Raw genomic sequence first — 20235 nt, 5'->3', positions numbered from 1 at the left:
AATCAACGATGAGCCAATCAACTTATAACGCGGATTCCATAGAGGTCCTCAGCGGACTCGAACCGGTACGCCGCCGTCCGGGCATGTACACCGATACAACCCGGCCAAACCATCTCGGCCAGGAAGTTATTGATAACAGCGTGGATGAAGCATTAGCTGGCCACGCCAAACGCATCGAAGTGATCCTTCACGAAGACCAGTCTCTCGAAGTCATTGATGACGGTCGCGGCATGCCGGTGGATATCCACGCGGAAGAAGGCGTTCCGGCGGTCGAACTGATCTTCTGCCGTCTGCACGCGGGCGGTAAATTCTCCAACAAAAATTACCAGTTCTCCGGCGGCCTGCATGGCGTGGGGATTTCGGTGGTTAACGCCTTATCAAAACGCGTCGAAGTGGCGGTAAAACGCGGTGGCGAAGTATATGAAATGGCGTTTGAAAATGGCGATAAAGTGCAGGATCTGCACGTTACCGGTACCTGCGGCAAACGCAACACCGGAACCAGCGTTCATTTCTGGCCTGACGGCAGCTTTTTCGACAGCCCGCGTTTTTCGGTCAGCCGCCTCAGCCATTTGCTGAAAGCGAAGGCCGTACTGTGTCCTGGCGTAGAAATCCTGTTCAAAGACAAAGTGAATAACACCGAGCAACGCTGGTGTTATGACGATGGTCTGACTGATTACCTGATGGAAGCGGTCAACGGCCTGATTACTCTGCCTGAAAAAGCGTTCGTCGGTAATTTTGCCGGTGATACAGAAGCTGTCGACTGGGCGCTGTTATGGCTGCCGGAAGGCGGTGAATTGCTGACCGAAAGCTACGTCAACCTGATCCCAACCATGCAGGGCGGTACACATGTTAACGGTCTGCGCCAGGGTCTGCTCGATGCCATGCGTGAGTTCTGCGAATACCGCAATATTCTGCCACGCGGCGTCAAGCTTTCTGCAGAAGATATCTGGGAACGTTGTGCGTATGTGCTGTCGGTAAAAATGCAGGATCCGCAATTTGCCGGCCAGACCAAAGAACGTCTGTCTTCGCGTCAGTGCGCGGCCTTCGTTTCCGGTGTGGTGAAAGATGCCTTCAGCCTGTGGCTGAACCAGAACGTTCAGGCGGCAGAACAGCTGGCGGAACTGTGCATTTCCAGTGCCCAGCGCCGTCTGCGTGCCGCAAAAAAAGTTGTGCGTAAGAAACTGACCAGCGGCCCTGCGCTGCCGGGCAAACTGGCTGACTGCACGTCACAAGATCTGAACATGACAGAATTGTTCCTGGTGGAAGGGGATTCCGCAGGCGGTTCTGCCAAACAGGCGCGTGATCGTGAATATCAGGCGATCATGCCGCTCAAAGGTAAGATCCTTAACACGTGGGAAGTCTCTTCTGATGAAGTGCTGGCCTCGCAGGAAGTGCACGATATTTCTGTGGCGATCGGTATCGATCCGGACAGTGAAGATCTGACGCAACTGCGTTACGGCAAAATCTGTATCCTGGCGGATGCGGACTCCGACGGCTTACACATCGCCACCTTGTTGTGCGCGCTGTTTGTCCGTCACTTCCGCTCCCTGGTGCGTGGCGGTCATGTGTATGTGGCAATGCCGCCTTTATACCGTATCGATCTGGGCAAAGAAGTGTTCTATGCGCTGGATGAGCAGGAAAAAGAAGGCGTGCTGGAGCAACTGAAACGTAAGAAAGGCAAGCCGAACGTGCAGCGTTTTAAAGGTCTGGGTGAAATGAACCCGCTGCAGCTGCGCGAAACCACGCTCGATCCGAACACCCGTCGTCTGGTGCAACTGACCATCGATGAGGACGATATCGACCAGACGCTGCGCATGATGGATATGCTGCTGGCGAAGAAACGGTCTGAAGATCGCCGTAACTGGTTGCAGGAAAAAGGCGATACCGCCGAACTTGACGTCTGATCCTTTCGCCGTCGCCATAAAAAAATGCCGGACGCTTTGCAGCGCCGGCATTTTTGTTTCCGAATTTAGCGATGTTCAGAAAATCAGACTTTCTCAATAATGTGGATCACCACATCCAGCACGTCGGCTTTGATGTTTTCACGGTGCTTATCCATGTGCTCAGCCTGCTGATGCGCTTCGAGGTGCGCCAGGCTTTCCCAGTCTTCCAGCATGAAAATGGAATCAGGTACTGTTTTACGCCAGGGGATCTGGCCGTTGAAATCAACATATGGCTCATAACGATGACAGCCTTTCTCTGCCAGAACGCTGGGCAGCAGTGCTGTAATTTTTTCTATAACCGAATCGCGACGGCCTGGTTTTACTTTGATTTCAGCAATAACAGTGATCATAAAAACCTCTTTCCCGGGTGACCTTCAACCTTAGGCCTGACCGAATACATTTTCAAGGTGAGCACGATAGCGTGCGAAATCGCCTTCCACATCAGGTTGTTTGATCACGTCGTTACACATAAAGGTTGGCAATGTATCAAGGCCGATAAACTGGTTGGCTTTGTGCTGTGCCATGTATACGCCGTCAACGCCCACGCCGTGGAAGAACTGTTCTTTATCTTCGAACGCTTCCAGCGGCGCGTTCCAGGTCACAGACAGCATGTAGCATTTGCCGTGCAACAGGCCGCCGGAACCGTATTTTTTCGATTCATCAGAACGGGTACGGCCATCGCTGGCGTACAGTTTACCGTGGCCTTCTGTGAACACTTCATCGATGTATTTTTTCAGTGTCCATGGCATCCCCATCCACCAGCCCGGCTGCTGATAAATGATGGCGTCCGCCCACAGATAGCTTTCAATTTCGGTCTGCACGTCGTAACCGTCTTCCAGAACAGTCACGCGCACGTCGTGGCCTTTGTCACGCAGAAAGCCGGTGGCGACGTCGGTCAGGCTGTTGTTCAGCGCCCCTTTGGAATGGGCAAAGGTCTTACCGGCGTTGATTATCAGGATGTTGCTCATGGTTTTTTCCTTATCGGGAATACTTAAATTCTGGTGGTCAGGCTGTTACCACGTAGTGTACTGAACTCTGCATGACAGAAAAATGTGATATTGCGCACAAGACTATTGACTCAGATGCAATAATTGAAGAAAGAGCGCGGCAATTTAACCAGTTTGTTGTGCAAAAACTGTTTAAAAATAAGGCATGAACACAGCAACTGTGACAGTCATACGGCAGATGATGTACTATCGCGAACATCATTGCCTCGCGGCAGCGGACATCGCGCGCCTGCGGGTGCAAGCTTCCTTAATTTCCAAAACGATAACGCCACGGGTCTGAGGATTAAACATCAATGAGCGAAATGACTCATGACGGAACAGAACGTTTAGCTCTGCACACGTTTACTGAGAACGCCTATCTCAACTATTCCATGTACGTCATCATGGACCGCGCGCTGCCGTTTATCGGTGACGGGCTCAAGCCAGTGCAGCGTCGTATTATTTACGCGATGTCCGAGCTGGGCCTGAGTAATAACGCCAAATTCAAAAAATCCGCGCGTACCGTCGGTGACGTGCTGGGTAAATATCATCCGCATGGCGACAGCGCCTGCTACGAAGCCATGGTTCTGATGGCGCAGCCATTCTCTTACCGCTATCCGCTGGTTGACGGGCAGGGAAACTGGGGCGCGCCGGATGACCCGAAATCCTTCGCCGCGATGCGTTATACCGAATCGCGCCTGTCAAAATATGCCGAAGTTCTGTTACGTGAATTAGGTCAGGGCACGGTCGATTATGTGCCGAACTTTGACGGCACCATGCAGGAGCCGAAAATGCTGCCTGCGCGTCTGCCGAATATTCTGCTTAACGGTACGACCGGCATCGCGGTCGGGATGGCGACCGATATTCCGCCGCACAACATCCGTGAAGTGGCTGCCGCTGCGGTGGCATTACTTGAGAAACCGAACAGCTCGCTCGAAGATCTGCTGGAATTCGTACAGGGGCCTGATTTCCCGACAGAAGCTGAAATCATTACGCCGCGCAATGAAATTCGCAAAATGTACGAGTCGGGTAAAGGCTCGGTGCGCATGCGTGCGGTCTGGCACAAAGAAGACGGCAGTGCGGTGATCACTGCGCTACCGCATCAGGTTTCCGGCGCGAAAGTGCTGGAGCAAATTGCCAGCCAGATGCGTGCCAAAAAGCTGCCTATGGTTGAAGACCTGCGTGATGAATCAGATCATGAGAACCCGACCCGCCTGGTCGTCGTGCCGCGCTCCAACCGTATCGATCTGGATCAGGTGATGAATCACCTGTTTGCGACTACCGATCTGGAACGCAGCTACCGCATTAACATGAACATGATCGGTCTTGATCATCGTCCGCAGGTCAAAGGGCTGCTTGAGATCCTGACGGAGTGGCTGGCTTACCGCCGCGATACCGTACGCCGTCGTCTGAACTTCCGCCTTGATAAAGTGCTGAAACGCCTGCATATCCTCGAAGGTTTGCTGACCGCGTTCCTTAATATCGATGAAGTGATCCACATCATCCGTACGGAAGATGAGCCGAAACCGGTACTGATGCAGCGTTTCGAACTGTCAGATACGCAAGCTGAAGCTATCCTTGAGTTGAAATTGCGCCATTTGGCGAAACTCGAAGAAACTAAAATCCGTGGTGAGCAGGATGAACTGGCGAAAGAGCGCGATCAGTTGCAGGCGTTGCTGGCGTCAGAACGTAAACTCAGCACGCTGATCCGCAAAGAGATTCAGGCGGATGCCGAAGCCTTTGGTGACGAGCGACGTTCGCCGATCACTGAGCGTGAAGAAGCCAGGGCGATGAGCGAGCACGATTTTATTCCGTCCGAGCCGGTGACCATCGTGTTGTCAGAATCAGGCTGGGTGCGCAGCGCCAAAGGCCACGACATCGATGCTTCCGGCCTGAGTTACAAAGCCGGTGACAGTTTCCGCGCTGCGGCCAAAGGCAAGAGCAATCAGCCCGTGGTGTTTATGGACTCCACCGGCCGCAGTTATGCGCTTGATCCGACCACGCTGCCTTCTGCGCGCGGCCAGGGCGAACCGCTGACCGGTAAACTGACACCACCGCCGGGCGCAACCATCGAGCACGTACTGATGGCGGCGGACGACCAGAAACTGCTGATGGCATCGGATGCCGGTTATGGCTTCGTTTGTACTTTCAACGATTTAGTGGCCCGTAACCGTGCCGGTAAAGCGATGATTACCTTGCCGGATAACGCCAAAGCCTTCACGCCAATGGAACTTCATGGCAGTGAAGATATGCTGTTGTCGATTACTGCAGCGGGACGTATGTTGCTGTTCCCGGTGGCGGATCTGCCACAGTTGTCGAAAGGCAAGGGTAACAAAATTGTTTCAATTCCGGCAGCGCAGGCGGCCAGTGGCGAAGATAAACTGGCGTGGTTGCTGGTTCTGCCACCGCAAACGTCGATCACGCTGCATGTCGGTAAACGTAAGCTGGTTCTCCGTCCGGAAGACCTGCAGAAATTCCGTGCCGAACGTGGCCGCAAAGGAACGCTTCTGCCGCGCGGGCTGCAACGTATCGATCGTGTTGAAGTCGATTCACCTGTTCGCATCAGCGGCGGTGACAGCGAAGAATAAGACCGCTGTTAATCGGCAAAAGTCAGGGCACATTTGTGCCCTGAAATCTTTCGATGGAATTCAGTGGTCTGAGACTGTCGCGCAGTGCAAAGATTTTACATTTGTATTAATAAAACCGTTGTGCCGTGTTGAATGAGGCTTGAGAATAGTTCACCGCACAGGGAGCGAAACTGCACAGGTTTCTTACCGGCTTCGGCTGTAGTTTTAAGAGGATGTTATGTTATTTATTTTGCGTCTGATTATCGTGGTGATTTACTCGATTCTGGTCAGTGTCTTTGGTTGCATCTACTGTCTTTTCAGTCCGCGGAACCCGAAACATGTGTCGACTTTCGGTAAGCTGTTTGGTCGTCTGGCACCGGTATTTGGTCTTCGTGTTGAAAAACGTATTCCTGCAGAAGCAGTGAATAACGGCAACTGTATTTATATTGCCAACCATCAAAACAATTACGACATGGTGACGGCTTCGTCCGTCGTCATGCCAGGAACGGTGACCGTTGGCAAGAAAAGCCTGGCCTGGATCCCGTTCTTTGGTCAGCTTTACTGGCTGACGGGCAACCTGCTGATTGACCGTGATAATCGCGCCAAAGCGCACGGTACTATTTCTCAGGTGGTGGCCCAGATTAAGAAAAAGAATCTGTCGATCTGGATGTTCCCCGAAGGGACGCGCAGCCGTGGTCGTGGTCTGATGCCATTCAAAACCGGCGCTTTCCATGCGGCGATTGCTGCCGGCGTGCCGATTGTGCCGATTTGTGTATCGAACACCAGCAACAAGGTGAAATTAAACCGCTGGTCTAACGGGCTGGTGATTGTCGAAATTTTGCCACCGATCGACACCAGTGGTTACACCAAAGAACGCCTGCGTGAATTGTCTGAGCATTGCCGTCAGATCATGGCGGACAAAATCGCCGAACTGGATGCCGAAGTGGCACAGCGCGAAGCCGCCGCAAAAAAATAATACTATTTATAAATCCACTAAATAATTCGAGTTGCCAACGCACCTGCAGCCTGAAGTATGACGGGGATTCTTCCCGCTGCCATTGATGGCGGCGGCGTTCAATACAGTTTATGGTTCGTTTTCATGGAGAAAATATGTCACTCAGTCGTCGCTCGTTCCTGCAAGCCTCCGGCGTGGCTCTTGCCGCAGGTGCTCTGCCTTTAAAAGCAGAAGCGAGTGGTTCGCAACCGGCATTACCTGTTCCCCCGTTGCTTGAATCGCGCCGCGGGCAACCGCTGTTTCTGACGTTGCAGGCCGCGCACTGGTCATTCCTGGGTGGCGCAAAGGCACCGGTCTGGGGCATTAATGGCATGTACCTCGGCCCGACCGTCAAAGTGCATAGCGGCGATGACGTCAAACTTATTTACAGCAACCGTCTGGCTGAACCGGTTTCTATGACCGTCAGCGGCCTGCTTGAACCAGGAACGTTAACCGGTGGCGCAGCACGTCTGATGCAGCCAGGCGTGGACTGGTCTCCGGTATTGCCTATTCGTCAGGCGGCGGCCACCTGCTGGTATCACGCCAATACCCCCAACCGCATGGCGCCACACGTTTATAACGGGCTGGCGGGGATGTGGATTGTTGAGGATGAAGTCAGCAAGAATCTGCCGTTACCGAATCACTACGGCGTGGATGATTTCCCGATTATCATTCAGGACAAGCGTCTGGATGGGTTCGGTGTGCCGCAATATGACACGCCAGCGTCAGGCGGGTTCTTCGGTGACACCATGCTGGTAAACGGTGTGCAAAGTCCTTATGTCGAGGTTTCGCGAGGCTGGGTGCGTCTGCGCCTGCTGAATGCATCGAATGCCCGCCGTTACGAACTGAGCATGACTGATAACCGCGCGTTTCACGTCGTGGCTTCCGATCTTGGTTTTCTGCCTGCGCCAATGACCGTTAAACGTCTGTCGCTCGGACCGGGAGAACGCCGCGAAGTGCTGGTGGATATGTCGCAGGGCGAAGAAGTGTCGATTACTGCCGGTGAAGCCGCAGGCGTGATGGACAGACTGCGTGGCCTGTTTGAACCCTCGAGCATTCTGGTGTCGACGATCGTGTTGACGCTGAAACCGACCGGCTTGTTGCCGCTGGTGACGGATAATCTGCCGATGCGTTTGCTGGCCGATCAGATCCTCTCCGGTAACGTTGTCCGCACCCGTGATTTGCGTCTCGGTGACAGTGAGCCGGGAATCAACGGCGCGATGTGGGATATCAACCGTATCGACCTGACTGCGCAACAGGGCACATGGGAACGCTGGACCGTTCATGCGGACATGCCGCAGACATTCCATGCAGAAGGCGTGTCCTTCCTGGTGAAAAGCGTCAACGGTGCGGCACCGCTGGTGGAAGATGCCGGATTCAAAGACACGGTCTGGGTGGATGGCGATGTCGAATTACTGGTGTATTTCAATCAGCCTTCCTATGAGCATTTCCCGTTTGTCTACCGCAGCGGAGCGCTGGAACTGGCTGACCGTGGCTCAGCGGGAAATATGCTGGTTCAGCCGTCGATGTAACGTTGTTCTGCTACATAAAAAAACCCGCCATGGCGGGTTTTTGCGTTATGACATTGACTGAATGGCTTACAGGCCTTTTTCCGGATCCGGCCCCAGACGGTGCTCTTTATCCAGCTTGGTGACTTCCGCCAGTTCTTCCTTCTCCAGTTTAAAGTCAAACACGTCGAAGTTTTCACGGATACGTTTAGGTGTCACCGATTTCGGGATAACAATCAGTCCGTTATCCAGATGCCAGCGGATGACAATCTGCGCAGGTGTTTTGTCATATTTTTCTGCCAGTTTCTGGATCAGCGGCTGATCAAATACCCCTTCGCCGCCCTGCGCCAGCGGGCTCCAGGATTCAGTGGCGATGGTGTGGGTGGCATTCCAGGTGTGCAACTGGCGCTGTTGCATCAGCGGGTGTAACTCAATCTGATTCACAGCAGGGAAAATACCGGTTTCGTCTTTCAGCTTCTGTAAGTGTTGCAGCGGGAAATTACACACGCCGACACTTTTCGCCAACCCTTGCTCTTTGAGTTTCAGCAGGGCTTTCCAGGCATCGACGTAATGCCCCTGGGCCGGTTGTGGCCAGTGGATCAGGTACAAGTCGACATAATCAGTTTTCAGCTTTTTAAGGCTGGTTTCCAGCGCCTGTGGCGCGTTTAGCTGATCGTCATTCCACAGCTTAGTGGTAATAAACAGCTCTTCACGCGGAACAAGGTTAGCAGCAATTGCTTCGCCGACGCCTTCCTCATTTTTGTAGATGGCGGCGGTATCGATGTGGCGATAGCCGGTTTCAATCGCCGTTTTCACCGCACTGGTGGCTTCCTGATTACTGGCTTTCCATACGCCAAGTCCTAACTGAGGCATCAGATTGCCATCGTGAAGTTTGATGATGGGTTGCGTTGCCATGAGTTTCTCCTTTCAGGGCAGAGTGCCCGCCGGAATGCACGGGCACCGTGTGGGGATTGACGTTAAGTCTAGTTAACGAAACGGCATCTTGCTGAGCAGGCTACTTATTTTAAGTGTAAAAAATACCTAAGCATGCATATCCAGTACCACGCGGTAGCGCGCTTTCCCTTCATGCAGATGCTCCACCGCGTCATTGATTTTACTCAGCGGGAAGTGCTCAACCTGCGGGGTAATGCCATGACGGGCGCAGAACGCCAGCATGTCGGCAAGACGGGAAGGGGCACCGGTCGGTGAACCGGAAATTTCTGCCTGTTTGCTGATAAGCGCCATCACATGCAGCGGTACGGCTTCGGGCACCACACCCACAAAGTGCAGACGGCCTTTGGGTGCCAGCGCGCCGAGAATGGCGTCCCAGTCCAGCGAGGCATTGGCTGTCACCATAATAAAGTCCAGCTGACCGGCGATTTTCTTCAGTTCTTCGCTGTCTCGGGTGGCGATAACGCGGTGCGCGCCAAGTGAAATCGCTTCGTCACGTTTAGCCAGTGATGACGTAAAGGCGGTGACTTCGCAGCCCCATGCATTCAGGAAGCGCAGCGCCATATGACCTAAACCGCCGATACCAATCACACCGACGCGGTGAGTTGGCAGTACGCCAAACTGCAGCAGCGGGTTGAAGACGGTGATACCGCCACAGAACAGCGGACCGGCGCTGGTGATATCCACGCCTTCCGGCAGCGGGATCGCCCACGCCCAGTGGCTGCGGATGCGGTCAGCGAAGCCGCCGTGATGGCCGATGATGGTGGCTTCCACGTCATGACAAAGGTGCTGATCGCCGGACATACAAGGATGGCAATGCATGCAACTGCCACGGTTCCAGCCCACGCCGACAATCTGGCCGACTTTCAGTCCTTTGTTCTGCGCATGATTACCTATTTTGACGATTTTACCGACCACTTCATGGCCTGGTACGAACGGATACTGCGTGATACCCCAGTCGTTATTGAGCATAGACAGATCTGAATGACAGACGCCGCAGTAATCAATCGCGACTTCAATTTCTTCATCGCCAATCGGACCTGCGTCGAAAGCAAATGCTTCCAGTGGCTGGTTCGGGCCGGCAGCGGCCCAGGCGTTAAAGGTGTTTTCAGCAGCAACAGGTGCAGACATACAATCCTCCGAACTTTCGGGTTAGACAAATAATGAATTGAAATAAGAAGTTATCAGAAAAATGAATCGGCGAACGAAGGTCGCTCACGATCAGCGAATGAAAAGTGCGTTCATACAGACTAGCAGTTCATCGCGTTTATGCAGGTGTGTCCCCTGCGGAAGGCGACATTAACTGTAAGAGAAAATGCGCAACAGGATGATGCCCATTTCTGCGAGAGTCTTGCCTGATTCTGCTTCTCTCTGTAGGAACGTAGGGTGTTATGGCAAAATCAATGTCAGTTTAATGAATGTGTGGAGCGGAATGATGGAAAACGTGAACAGCCTGTGCACCCGCATGGCAGCCAGAGTCGCCCGGCTCAGCGGAGATAAAAACCTGACGCCGTCGGCGGTACCGCAGGTGACGCTGATGTACACCACGCGTTACCATCCGCGCCAGCCGGTTTTGTACAATCCCGGCATCGTGATCCTTTTTCAGGGACGCAAAGTCGGTTATCTGGGCAAGAAAACCTTTTCCTACGATCCGCACAATTATCTGATGCTGACCGTGCCGTTGCCTTTCGAATGTGAAACGTTCAGCAGCCCCGAAGAGCCGCTGGCCGGTATCCAGATCAGTATTGATAACCTGATGTTGCAGGATTTACTGATGGATATGGGCGACGAAAGCGTGGTGCGTCAGAAAGAACCTTCAACCGGTATCAACTCCGGCGTGCTGGATGGCGATATTCTGTGTGCCACAGAGCGTCTGCTGGATGTGATGGATAAACCGCTGCATGCCCGCATTCTTGGGCCGAAGATTATCCGCGAAATCCTGTTCTTTGTTCTGACCAGCGAAAATGGCGGGGCGTTACAGGCGCTGGTCAACCGTCATACCCATTTCAGCCAGATTGCTAAATCCCTGCGCCGGATTGAAGCGCAGTACGCCGACAATCTTAGTGTGGAAGCGCTGGCCAGCGAAGTGAACATGAGTATTTCTGCGTTTCACCATAACTTCAAAGCCGTGACCAGCACGTCGCCGCTGCAGTATCTGAAAACCTATCGTCTGCATCGTGCGCGTACGCTGATGATTTTTGATGGTGTGAAAGCCAGTGTGGCGGCACTGCAGGTCGGGTATGAAAGCGCGTCACAATTCAGTCGTGAATTTAAGCGCTATTTTGGCGTCACGCCGAGTGATGAGATGGCACGTCTGCGCGAAGGGAGTTCCGGTGTGCTGGCGTTAGCCGATGTGGCATTTAAAGCCTGAACCGCGTGTTCAGGCCCGGCATTTGCGTTTCTTCCACACCACCACCAGTCCGCCAGCCAGCCCCATCACCAGCAACAGAACCGGTAAAATCATCAGCCCCGCCATAACCTGATCTTCATGGCGTTTAACCACCGGAATGTGGCTCAGCGCAAAACCGATGGTGATTACTCCGCCGACCCACAAAATGGCGCTCAGCCAGTTGAAGAACTGGAAGCGGGCGTTGTTCAGACCGGAGATGCCCGCCATCGTCGGCAGCAGGGTGCGGATAAACGCCAGAAAACGGCCCACCAGTAAAGCCATCAGCCCGTGTTGGGTAAACATCTGATGTGCGCGCTGATGATAATGCGCCGGAAGCTGTAACAGCCAGCCTTTTACCAAGCGGGTATGTCCGAGCCAGCGCCCCTGAATATAGCTCAGCCAGCAGCCCAGGCTGGCAGCGGTCACCAGGATAATCAGGGTCGGGAAGAAGCTCATGACGCCTTTGGCGATAAGCGCGCCGGTCAGCAGCAATAAGCTGTCGCCGGGCAGGAAAGCGGCGGGAAGCAGTCCGTTTTCGAGAAAAAGCGTGGCGAACAGAACAGCGTAAATAACCCAGAGAAGTTTCGGGTCGGCGAGCATAATAAAATCATGTCGCCAGAGCGCATGAAAAATGTCGCAAATAACTGCCATATTCTGTCCTGTTTCTGTTCATTAAAAACTGTCACTTACCAGTGTACCGCGATTTGCGCCGGAAGACGTTGATCTGAGGACATTGTGAAAAAGACAGAATGCTCCGGCGTAAATTTACCGGAGCTAAAAGTAGAGCTTACAGATTATTCTCATTTTGCGAACGAAAATACGTCACACACCTTACCGATCTGCGCGGTGTGTCGCAATCTGTGCGGTTCAGGATGTCGCAATCCGTTCAAAGGCTGTTGAAAGATCGGCGATCAGGTCGTCACAATTTTCCAGCCCGATATGCAACCGCACCAGAGTACCGCTGAAATCCACGGTTTCTGCCGGACGTATCGCCTGAATTTCTTCCGGCTGATTGGCTAAAACCAGTGATTCAAAACCGCCCCAGGAATAGGCCATGCTGAAATGTGCGAAGTGATCGAGATAGTCGGAAAGTTGCTGTTTGCTCAGGCGCTGTTTCAGCACGAAAGAGAACAGGCCGCAACTGCCGCTGAAATCACGTTTCCAGAATTCATGGCCTTTGCTGCCGGGTAATGCCGGATGGTTGACCACCGCCACTTCCGGCCGCTCTGCCAGCCACCGCGCAATGCGGAGACTACTTTCTGCATGCTGTTTCAGCCGCACGCCCATGGTGCGTAAACCGCGGCTGGCGACATACGCGGTATCAGCATCGACCATCTGGCCCATCAGATATGAGTGTTCCCGCAGTTGCACCCAGCAACGTTCATTAGAAACGGCGGTGCCAATCATCGCATCAGAATGACCGACGATATATTTGGTGCCTGCCTGAATCGAAATATCGATATCGAATTCCAGCGCTTTAAACAGAATGCCCGCCGCCCATGTGTTGTCGATCATGATGACGACGTCTGGATTCACGGCCCGCACGGCTTTCACCATCGCCGGAATGTCCGGGACTTCCAGGGTGATTGAACCCGGCGATTCCAGGAACACCACTCTGGTGTTGGGTTGCATCAGCGAGCCTAACCCCGCGCCGATATTGGCCGGAAAATAGGTGGTGGATACGCCGAGTTTTTTCAGCACTTTTTCGCAGAAATCCTGCGTCGGTTCGTAGGCTGAACCGGCCACCAGAATGTGGTCGCCGCTGCTGACAAATGAGAGTACGGCGTTACTGACTGCCGCCGCGCCACAAGGATACAGCGCGCAACCTGCGCCGCCTTCCAGCTCCACCATCGCTTCCTGGAATGAGAAATGCGTCAGGGTGCCACGACGACCGTAAAATAGTTCGCCGTTGGCGCGGTTAGCGGTGGCGTGTTTTTTATCCGCCACGGTTTCAAACACCAGCGATGAGGCGCGCTGGATCACGGCATTCACTGAACCCTGCGTGAATTTCTTGTCCCGTCCGGCGCTGACCAGCGCGGTTTCAATTTTCTTAGACGACATAATCCGTATTTCACCCTGTTTTATAGCGCGGTGCTCTCTGCATCCGCCGATATGTCATTAACTTAACATGATGAATTTCAGGGATCAGGCTTTTGGCGGGTGGATGAGAAAATTTCAGCAGCACGGCCAAAAAAAAGCCCGTCGTCACGACGGGCAAGGGAGAAACGATTTTTGGGCATCAGCCGGTATAAACGCCAAACAGTTTGGGCAGGAACAGCGAAATGGTCGGAATATAGGTCACCAGCATCAGCACCACGAACAGCACGCAGTAGAACGGCAGCATGGCTTTCACCACTTTTTCGATGCTCTGTTTACTCACCGCGCTGGCCACAAACAGCACCGAGCCGACCGGCGGGGTGATCAGGCCAATCCCCAGATTCACCAGCATGATCATGCCGAAATGCACCGGGTCGATGCCGAGCGATAACACCACCGGCAACAGCACCGGCGTCAGGATCAGGATGATCGGCGCCATGTCCATCAGTGTGCCGATCACCAGCAGCATGATGTTGATCCACATAAGGATCACGTACTTGTTGTCAGAGATCGAGGTGAAGAATTCGGTGATGCGCATCGGCAACTGCATGTAAGTCATGACTGCGCCAAAACTGGCGGCAAACCCTATCAGGATCATCACGATGCTGACGGTTTTCACCGTGCGATACATCAGTTTCGGTAGTTCGCTCCACTTGTAATCGCGGTAGATAAACATGGTGACGAAGAATGACCACAAACACGCGATCGCTGCGGATTCCGTCGCGGTAAATATTCCGCTGAGAATGCCGCCCATGATGATCACGATGGTCATCAGCCCCCACAGCGTGTCGATAAAAATCTTCAGCGCCTGGCGGAACGGCACGCGCTCACCTTTCGGGTAACCGCGTTTGTGAGCAAACACCACGCACATCACCATCAGCGTCAGGCTGAGCAGTAAACCGGGCAAAATACCGGCGATGAACAGCGCGGCAATCGACACCGTACCGCCGGTCGCCAGCGAGTAAATCACCGAGTTGTGGCTGGGTGGCGTCAGGATCGCCTGTACCGAGCCGCTGGCGGTGACTGCCGCCGCAAAGTCACGCGGATAACCTTTCTTCTCCATTTCCGGGATCATCACCGAGCCGATTGAGGCGGTATCCGCCACGGAAGAACCGGAGATCGCGCCAAAAAAGGTTGAGGCCACAATGTTCACCAGCGACAGCCCGCCGCGGATAAACCCGACAAAGATGTAGGCAAAACTGACCAGCCTGCGGGCGATCCCTCCTTCGGCCATGATCGCGCCTGCCAGAATAAAGAACGGGATCGCCAGCAGTGAAAATTTGTTCACGCCGTTGGTCAGCTGGATCATCAGCGCTTCAAACGGCAGGTCAATCCACCAGGCTCCTGCCAGCGCGCTCAGCCCGACGGCGTAAGCGACCGGCACGCCAATCGCCAGCATCACTGCCAGCGTTAACAACAAGATTAATGCATCCATAACAGGCTCCGGTCAGGCGTCAGAATTGCCCAGCATCACCACAGGCCGCTGATGTTGCGGGCCGGCAATGATCTGCTCAATGATGAATAACAACGTCAGTGCAGAACCTATAGGTAGCGGCAGATAGGTCTGTCCGGCGGTCAGCAGCGGGAATTCCGCCACCGGCTGTTGCCAGAGTTCACTGCACAATTGCAGGCTGTACCAGAAAATAAACACGCTGATGGCCAGCATCATCAGGTCAGCCAGCAGGGCAGAAAATTTTTTCAGCGCAGGTGGCAGGCGGTCAGTGACCATCGCAACGACGATGTGTGAACCAGCGCGGTAACTGACAGCGGCTCCGATAAAGGTGAACGTCACCATGCACATAATCGCGATCGGCTCCGGCCACGACAGGGCGCTGTTCATCACGTAACGGGCAAAGATCCCAACCGGGATCACCGCCACCATCAGCAGCAACGCGATGCCCGCGATCCACATCGCGCAGCGGTAAAGAATGTCCATCAGGGTGTGATAACTCGAAACCATAAATCCCCCGGCGAAAGATCAGAAAGAAGCAGCCCGCAGGCTGCCGGTGTCAGGGTTTACTTCACGTCAGCGATTTGCTGCATCAGATCCTGATGGTCTTTGCCGAATTCATCGCGCACGGATTGCGTGGCTTTGACATACGTCGCGGGGTCAATCTCATAGAATTTCACGCCGCCCGCTTTCATCGTGGCGAGGGCTTTCTCGTTATAGGCTTTCCACAGTTCGCGCTGTTCGTCCTGTGCTTCTTTCGCCAGTTTGAGGATTAACTGCTGGTCTTCCGGTTTCAGTTTGTCCCATTTCACTTTTGAATACAGGAACAGCTCCGGGATGATGAAATGGCGGCTGTAGGTGTAGTTTTTCACTACCGGCAGGTAGTTATGGGCGACAAAGGTTGGCGGGTTGTTTTCGGTGCCGTCAATGACGCCGGTCTGCATGCCGCTGAACACTTCACTGACGCCCATCGCCACCGGATTGGCACCCATCGCTTTCAGCGTTGCCAGCGCAATCGGACTGCCCTGTACGCGGATTTTCATGCCGTGCAAATCTTCCGGTTTCACCACCGGTTTTTTGGTGATCAGGTTACGCGTCCCGCCATCCATCCAGCCGAGAAAAACCAGTCGCGAATTCGGATTGTTGGTGATTTTATCGCCGATTTCTTTACCGATCTGACCGTCGAGCACTTTGTGCATATGGTCTTCGTCGCGGAAAATATAGGGCAGGGTGAAGACATTAATTTCTGGCAAAATCGAAGCAACCGGCGTCATCGACACACGGATGATATCCAGCGCACCGAGCTGCGCCTGTTCAATTTCCTGCTTTTCATCTCCCAGCACGCCGCCCGGAAACGTTTTAATTTCGAGGCGTCCGTCTGTTTGCTTTTGCAGTTTTTCGCCCATGTGCTGGACGGCGACCACGTTGGGATAGCCTTGCGGATGCACGTCGGCGGCTTTCAGCGTTTGTGCTGACACGCCATGCGTAAATAAGAGGGTCGCGGAACTCAGGCAAAGGCTGAGAAGTGCTTTTTGCATTTTCATCAGTTTGTCTCCAGGGTACTCGGTAAGGGAAAGATAAATGTGAACAAGTATCGAACAGGACGGGCGCAGAGGCGTTGCCGGTTCATTTTGAAAAATGTCTGAATAAGCTTTTAAATGATAGGGATGCATGACGTGCCGGTGTGAGGTCTTCGCCAGTGAATGCACTTTATCCTATTTTTTGTTGTGCGGTATTTGAGCGTTATCACAAACTCGTAACAAATGTAAAAAGCTGTTGCTTAATATTTAAAACGTTGTTTTAACTTGAGTAATGAAGCTCAGATGATTGATTTACTGTGTGATTTTTTTTGAAAGTGTGACGGAGGTTAAATTGTTCAACCTTTGTACAAACAGGAAAAACCTTGTCATCTGTCAATGACACGTCGGGCGGCAGGCGGGACAATGTAAATAATAATGAGAACGACTATCAATTAGGCCTTTTTCTTTGATATCATTCGGCGTTATTCATTCCTTCTACACACTGATTCTGGCTGGAGGCGACGCGTGAAAACGGCTCGCAATAAGATGAAAGAGGCGACCTCATTACTGATGTCGTTAATGTTGGTTGCTGGTCTGAGCGGCAACGCGATGGCTGCACCTGCGACGCCGGCGGGACAAGCCGTCAATTCTGCAGCAACTCAACCTGCAACGGCTGACGCACCGGCGACCGGTGACGCAACGCCAGCTCCGGTGATGCAACCCGCGCCAGCAGAGACGGCACCCGTGATCCCAACCGATTTGTCTGTTATGGGCATGTACCATCACGCTGATGTGGTGGTGAAGACCGTCATGATCGGTCTGCTGCTGGCTTCTGTGGTCACCTGGGCATTGTTATTCAGCAAGGGTGCGGAAGTCTTCACGGGCAAACGCCGTATGCGCCGTGAATTTGATGCGTTGTCCTCCGTTCGTACGCTGGACGAAGCCGCCGAGCAGGCTGAAAGTTTCGCTGCCAGCAGCATCAGCGCGCAGATGATCCGCGATGCGCAGAACGAGCTGGAACTGTCTGCCGGATCGACTGACAACAACGGCATTAAAGAGCGTACCGGTTTTCGCCTTGAGCGCCGCGTCAGCGCCGCGGGTCGTTACATGGGCCGTGGCAACGGTATTCTGGCGACCATCGGAGCAATCTCTCCCTTCGTCGGCCTGTTCGGTACCGTATGGGGCATCATGAACAGCTTCATCGGTATCGCACAGACGCAGACTACCAATCTGGCGGTCGTCGCACCGGGTATCGCCGAAGCCTTACTGGCCACGGCTGTGGGTCTGGTTGCGGCTATCCCTGCGGTGGTCATCTACAATATTTTCGCCCGTACCATCACCTCTTACCGTCATCAGGTAGGCGATGTGGCGGCGCAGATTATCCTGTTACAGGGCCGTGATTTGGATCTGGCTGCCAGCGAAGGCAATGCGCCACGCGGTCAGACAGGTCAGTTACGCGTAGGGTAAGAACAGATTATGGCTATTCGGTTAAACGACGATATCGACGAAAGTGGTGAAATGCATGACATCAACGTCACGCCTTTTATCGACGTCATGCTGGTATTGCTGATCATCTTCATGGTGGCGGCACCGCTGGCCACCGTAGATGTGCGGGTGGATTTACCGGCTTCGACGGCAAAACAGCAGCCGCGTCCGGAGAAACCGATTTTCCTGTCGGTGAAAGCTGACAAGCAACTGTTCCTCGGCGACACGCCCGTGAACAGCGATAATATGACCGCGATGCTGGATCAGCGTACTCAGGGTAACAAGCAGAGTACGATTTTCTTCCGCGCGGACAAAAGTGTCGATTACGAAACGCTGATGAGCGTGATGGATAACTTGCGTAAAGCCGGTTACCTGAAAGTCGGGCTGGTGGGTGCAGAACAAACCGGTGCCGCTGCGGCGCAGTAAGTTGTGAATCAAATCAGACGCACAAAAAAGGCCAGCATTGCTGGCCTTTCGTTTATCTGCAAAACGGTAACTCAGGTCACCGGCGCCGGGTTAAACACCGCCAGCGCATTATGGATGCCCCAGGTGTCTGACCAGGTTTTCTTGCGACCGCTGGCGATGTCCAGAATGAAATGGAACAGTTCCCAGCCCACATCCTCGATGGTGGCATCACCGGTCGCAATTGTCCCGGCATTGATATCCATCAGATCGTGCCAGCGGTTTGCCAGCGTGGTACGTGTTGCCATTTTAATCACCGGCACGGCAAGCAGGCCGTATGGCGTACCGCGTCCGGTGGTGAATACCTGAACGGTAATACCGGAAGCCAGTTGCTGTGTCCCGCAGACAAAATCGCTGGCAGGTGTGGCGGCGTAAATCAGGCCTTTTTTGGTCGGACGTTGTCCCGGAGACAACACTTCTGAAATCGCACTGGTACCGGATTTAGCAATCGAACCCAGGGCTTTTTCAACCACGTTAGCCAGACCGCCTTTTTTGTTGCCCGGAGACGGGTTGGCGCTGCGGTCGGTCTGACCCAGCGACAGATAATTATCGTACCAGGCCATTTCTTCCAGCAGACGTTTACCCACGTCGACGTCCGCTGCACGCGGTGTCAGCAGATGGATAGCGTCGCGCACTTCTGTGACTTCTGAAAACATCACTGTTGCACCGCAGCGCACCAGCAAATCCGAAGCGTAACCGACTGCCGGGTTGGCGGTGACACCGGAGAAGGCATCACTGCCGCCGCATTGTGTGCCCACAACCAGATCGGAAGCCGGACAGGTTTCGCGCTGGCGGCGGTTCAGGCGTTCCAGATGAAATTGTGCGACCGTCAGGATATCGTCAACCATCGACTGGAAACCGACATGTTGCTCATCCTGCAAACGCACAATGTGCGTGTCATCGAGTGAAATCGCCTGCACATCCGGCGTGCCTTCCAGCAGGCGCTCGGGTTGCAGCTTCTCACAGCCCAGACCGACCACCATGACTTCGCCGCCAAAGTTCGGGTTCAGCGCCAGATTGTGGATGGTACGGATCGGGATAATGGCCGCAGGGGCGTTAATCGCCACACCGCAACCGTACAAATGATTCAGTGCCACGACACCGTCGACGTTGGGGAATTTCGGCAGCAAATCACGTTCAATGATTTTCACTACGTAATCCACTACGCCCGCCACGCAGTGCACACTGGTGGTGATTCCCAGCAGATTTTTGGTGCCGACGCTGCCGTCGGCATTGCGGTAGCCTTCAAAGGTATAGCCTTCGAGTGGTGGCAGCGCGGGTGGCACACGGGTGGCCAGCGGCAGGCTGTAAAGTTCAGGGGCGACCGGTAATTCCACCAGGGATTCATCAATCCAGCTGCCCTGCGCGATATCCCGTACGGCATAACCAATGACTTCTCCGTAACGAATAATATCGCCGCCTTTAGCAATGGGTTCTAACGCCACTTTATGGCCTTGCGGAATATGCTCAATTAATTCCAGACCGTTCGCAAATCGGGTGCCGGCTTTTAAGCCGTTGTCATTCACAATAATCGCCACGTTATCGCTTTCATGAACTTTAATAAAAAGCGCTTCGGTAGCGTGTTCTTTATCTTTATTACGTGACATAACTGTCTCCGCGTTTATTAAACATCCCGGAACAAAAAATTCCGGTAAATTATCTGAAGTTGACGCTCAATAATGTTCTTGTAAACATGCTCTGGTAATACAGGGTATGGCATCCATTATAAGGCAGTCTTCCGGCAACCTCATTGTGCAACTGACCAGCTTTTTGCCCGATGAACGTCATTCTGTGTGGCAGGTGACAGAATAAATGTGATGTAAATCACCCTTTGATTTGAGCGGTTATCGGTTCCGCACAATCTGTGATTCTCCTCCCACACC

At 53.6% G+C, this 20235-nt stretch carries 17 protein-coding genes; 7 read left to right on the top strand and 10 right to left on the bottom strand.

The window, feature by feature from the left end:
- Positions 1 to 8 precede the first annotated feature (8 nt).
- The gene (gene parE / locus LC431_RS18495; RefSeq protein WP_013573968.1) at positions 9 to 1904 is read left to right on the top strand and encodes a DNA topoisomerase IV subunit B; all 1896 of its coding nucleotides are present in this window, start codon (positions 9 to 11) and stop codon (positions 1902 to 1904) included.
- 83 nt (positions 1905 to 1987) lie between these two features.
- On the opposite strand, the gene LC431_RS18490 is transcribed toward parE, so the two are convergent.
- Positions 1988 to 2293, bottom strand: coding sequence for a putative quinol monooxygenase (locus LC431_RS18490; protein WP_013573969.1), 306 nt, complete (start codon positions 2291 to 2293; stop codon positions 1988 to 1990).
- Between the two features lie 30 nt (positions 2294 to 2323).
- Positions 2324 to 2911: an NAD(P)H-dependent oxidoreductase gene (locus LC431_RS18485; RefSeq protein WP_013573970.1), complete on the bottom strand. Its 588-nt coding sequence runs from the start codon at positions 2909 to 2911 to the stop codon at positions 2324 to 2326.
- A gap of 332 nt (positions 2912 to 3243) precedes the next feature.
- On the opposite strand from LC431_RS18485, the gene parC reads away from it, so the two are divergent.
- From parC to ftsP, 3 genes are all read left to right on the top strand, one after another.
- Positions 3244 to 5517: a DNA topoisomerase IV subunit A gene (parC, locus tag LC431_RS18480; RefSeq protein ID WP_112152112.1), complete on the top strand. Its 2274-nt coding sequence runs from the start codon at positions 3244 to 3246 to the stop codon at positions 5515 to 5517.
- 217 nt (positions 5518 to 5734) lie between these two features.
- The gene (locus tag LC431_RS18475; protein WP_013573972.1) at positions 5735 to 6472 is read left to right on the top strand and encodes a 1-acylglycerol-3-phosphate O-acyltransferase; all 738 of its coding nucleotides are present in this window, start codon (positions 5735 to 5737) and stop codon (positions 6470 to 6472) included.
- 134 nt (positions 6473 to 6606) lie between these two features.
- On the top strand, positions 6607 to 8022 hold the full coding sequence (ftsP, locus tag LC431_RS18470; protein WP_013573973.1) for a cell division protein FtsP: 1416 nt from the start codon (positions 6607 to 6609) through the stop codon (positions 8020 to 8022).
- 66 nt (positions 8023 to 8088) lie between these two features.
- On the opposite strand, the gene dkgA is transcribed toward ftsP, so the two are convergent.
- Both dkgA and LC431_RS18460 read right to left on the bottom strand, forming a co-directional pair.
- Entirely contained in the window at positions 8089 to 8913 is an 825-nt protein-coding gene (dkgA, locus tag LC431_RS18465) for a 2,5-didehydrogluconate reductase DkgA (protein WP_013573974.1), read from the bottom strand.
- Between the two features lie 126 nt (positions 8914 to 9039).
- A complete protein-coding gene (locus tag LC431_RS18460) occupies positions 9040 to 10080 on the bottom strand; it encodes an NAD(P)-dependent alcohol dehydrogenase (protein WP_013573975.1) in 1041 nt (346 codons plus the stop codon).
- Between the two features lie 304 nt (positions 10081 to 10384).
- Here LC431_RS18460 and LC431_RS18455 point away from each other — a divergent pair, with 304 nt between their 5' ends.
- Complete coding sequence (locus LC431_RS18455) at positions 10385 to 11320, top strand: AraC family transcriptional regulator (RefSeq protein WP_013573976.1); 936 nt, start codon at positions 10385 to 10387, stop codon at positions 11318 to 11320.
- 9 nt (positions 11321 to 11329) lie between these two features.
- On the opposite strand, the gene LC431_RS18450 is transcribed toward LC431_RS18455, so the two are convergent.
- The 5 genes from LC431_RS18450 to LC431_RS18430 all read right to left on the bottom strand — a co-directional run bounded on the left by LC431_RS18450 (position 11330) and on the right by LC431_RS18430 (position 16429).
- Positions 11330 to 11989 carry a DedA family protein gene (locus LC431_RS18450; RefSeq protein ID WP_013573977.1) on the bottom strand — a complete coding sequence of 220 codons (660 nt, stop codon included), beginning with the start codon at positions 11987 to 11989 and terminating at the stop codon, positions 11330 to 11332.
- 216 nt (positions 11990 to 12205) lie between these two features.
- Entirely contained in the window at positions 12206 to 13399 is a 1194-nt protein-coding gene (metC, locus tag LC431_RS18445) for a cystathionine beta-lyase (RefSeq protein ID WP_013573978.1), read from the bottom strand.
- Between the two features lie 178 nt (positions 13400 to 13577).
- Positions 13578 to 14870 (bottom strand): TRAP transporter large permease, encoded by a 1293-nt coding sequence (locus LC431_RS18440; protein WP_013573979.1) that lies wholly within the window; start codon positions 14868 to 14870, stop codon positions 13578 to 13580.
- Between the two features lie 12 nt (positions 14871 to 14882).
- A complete protein-coding gene (locus LC431_RS18435; RefSeq protein WP_013573980.1) occupies positions 14883 to 15395 on the bottom strand; it encodes a TRAP transporter small permease in 513 nt (170 codons plus the stop codon).
- A gap of 56 nt (positions 15396 to 15451) precedes the next feature.
- A complete protein-coding gene (locus tag LC431_RS18430; protein ID WP_013573981.1) occupies positions 15452 to 16429 on the bottom strand; it encodes a TRAP transporter substrate-binding protein in 978 nt (325 codons plus the stop codon).
- A 522-nt stretch (positions 16430 to 16951) separates the two neighbouring features.
- Between LC431_RS18430 and exbB the strand changes: the two genes are divergently transcribed.
- Together exbB and exbD are read left to right on the top strand one after the other, a co-directional pair.
- Positions 16952 to 17872, top strand: a complete 921-nt coding sequence (exbB, locus tag LC431_RS18425; RefSeq protein ID WP_191996295.1) for a tol-pal system-associated acyl-CoA thioesterase — start codon at positions 16952 to 16954, stop codon at positions 17870 to 17872.
- A 9-nt stretch (positions 17873 to 17881) separates the two neighbouring features.
- Entirely contained in the window at positions 17882 to 18316 is a 435-nt protein-coding gene (gene exbD, locus LC431_RS18420; RefSeq protein WP_013573983.1) for a TonB system transport protein ExbD, read from the top strand.
- 71 nt (positions 18317 to 18387) lie between these two features.
- On the opposite strand, the gene garD is transcribed toward exbD, so the two are convergent.
- A complete protein-coding gene (garD, locus tag LC431_RS18415) occupies positions 18388 to 19959 on the bottom strand; it encodes a galactarate dehydratase (RefSeq protein WP_013573984.1) in 1572 nt (523 codons plus the stop codon).
- Positions 19960 to 20235: the final 276 nt, after the last annotated feature.

Source organism: Rahnella sp. GSA61A, from assembly GCF_019969905.1.
In the GTDB taxonomy this organism is placed as follows: Bacteria; Pseudomonadota; Gammaproteobacteria; order Enterobacterales; family Enterobacteriaceae; genus Rahnella; species Rahnella aceris.
The sequence above is the reverse complement of the archived record's forward strand: the minus strand, read 5'-3'. Positions and strand labels throughout refer to the sequence as shown.

What these genes read in the sequence shown, in the direction of transcription:
- LC431_RS18475 (WP_013573972.1), top strand. Translation starts at nt 5,735, where the DNA reads ATGTTATTTATTTTGCGTCTGATTATCGTGGTGATTTACTCGATTCTG.
- LC431_RS18455 (WP_013573976.1), top strand. Translation starts at nt 10,385, where the DNA reads ATGGAAAACGTGAACAGCCTGTGCACCCGCATGGCAGCCAGAGTCGCC.
- metC (WP_013573978.1), bottom strand. Translation starts at nt 13,399, where the DNA reads ATGTCGTCTAAGAAAATTGAAACCGCGCTGGTCAGCGCCGGACGGGAC.
- exbD (WP_013573983.1), top strand. Translation starts at nt 17,882, where the DNA reads ATGGCTATTCGGTTAAACGACGATATCGACGAAAGTGGTGAAATGCAT.
- parE (WP_013573968.1), top strand. Translation starts at nt 9, where the DNA reads ATGAGCCAATCAACTTATAACGCGGATTCCATAGAGGTCCTCAGCGGA.
- garD (WP_013573984.1), bottom strand. Translation starts at nt 19,959, where the DNA reads ATGTCACGTAATAAAGATAAAGAACACGCTACCGAAGCGCTTTTTATT.
- LC431_RS18440 (WP_013573979.1), bottom strand. Translation starts at nt 14,870, where the DNA reads ATGGATGCATTAATCTTGTTGTTAACGCTGGCAGTGATGCTGGCGATT.
- LC431_RS18460 (WP_013573975.1), bottom strand. Translation starts at nt 10,080, where the DNA reads ATGTCTGCACCTGTTGCTGCTGAAAACACCTTTAACGCCTGGGCCGCT.
- LC431_RS18430 (WP_013573981.1), bottom strand. Translation starts at nt 16,429, where the DNA reads ATGAAAATGCAAAAAGCACTTCTCAGCCTTTGCCTGAGTTCCGCGACC.
- parC (WP_112152112.1), top strand. Translation starts at nt 3,244, where the DNA reads ATGAGCGAAATGACTCATGACGGAACAGAACGTTTAGCTCTGCACACG.
- LC431_RS18450 (WP_013573977.1), bottom strand. Translation starts at nt 11,989, where the DNA reads ATGGCAGTTATTTGCGACATTTTTCATGCGCTCTGGCGACATGATTTT.
- LC431_RS18490 (WP_013573969.1), bottom strand. Translation starts at nt 2,293, where the DNA reads ATGATCACTGTTATTGCTGAAATCAAAGTAAAACCAGGCCGTCGCGAT.
- dkgA (WP_013573974.1), bottom strand. Translation starts at nt 8,913, where the DNA reads ATGGCAACGCAACCCATCATCAAACTTCACGATGGCAATCTGATGCCT.
- LC431_RS18435 (WP_013573980.1), bottom strand. Translation starts at nt 15,395, where the DNA reads ATGGTTTCGAGTTATCACACCCTGATGGACATTCTTTACCGCTGCGCG.
- ftsP (WP_013573973.1), top strand. Translation starts at nt 6,607, where the DNA reads ATGTCACTCAGTCGTCGCTCGTTCCTGCAAGCCTCCGGCGTGGCTCTT.
- exbB (WP_191996295.1), top strand. Translation starts at nt 16,952, where the DNA reads ATGAAAGAGGCGACCTCATTACTGATGTCGTTAATGTTGGTTGCTGGT.
- LC431_RS18485 (WP_013573970.1), bottom strand. Translation starts at nt 2,911, where the DNA reads ATGAGCAACATCCTGATAATCAACGCCGGTAAGACCTTTGCCCATTCC.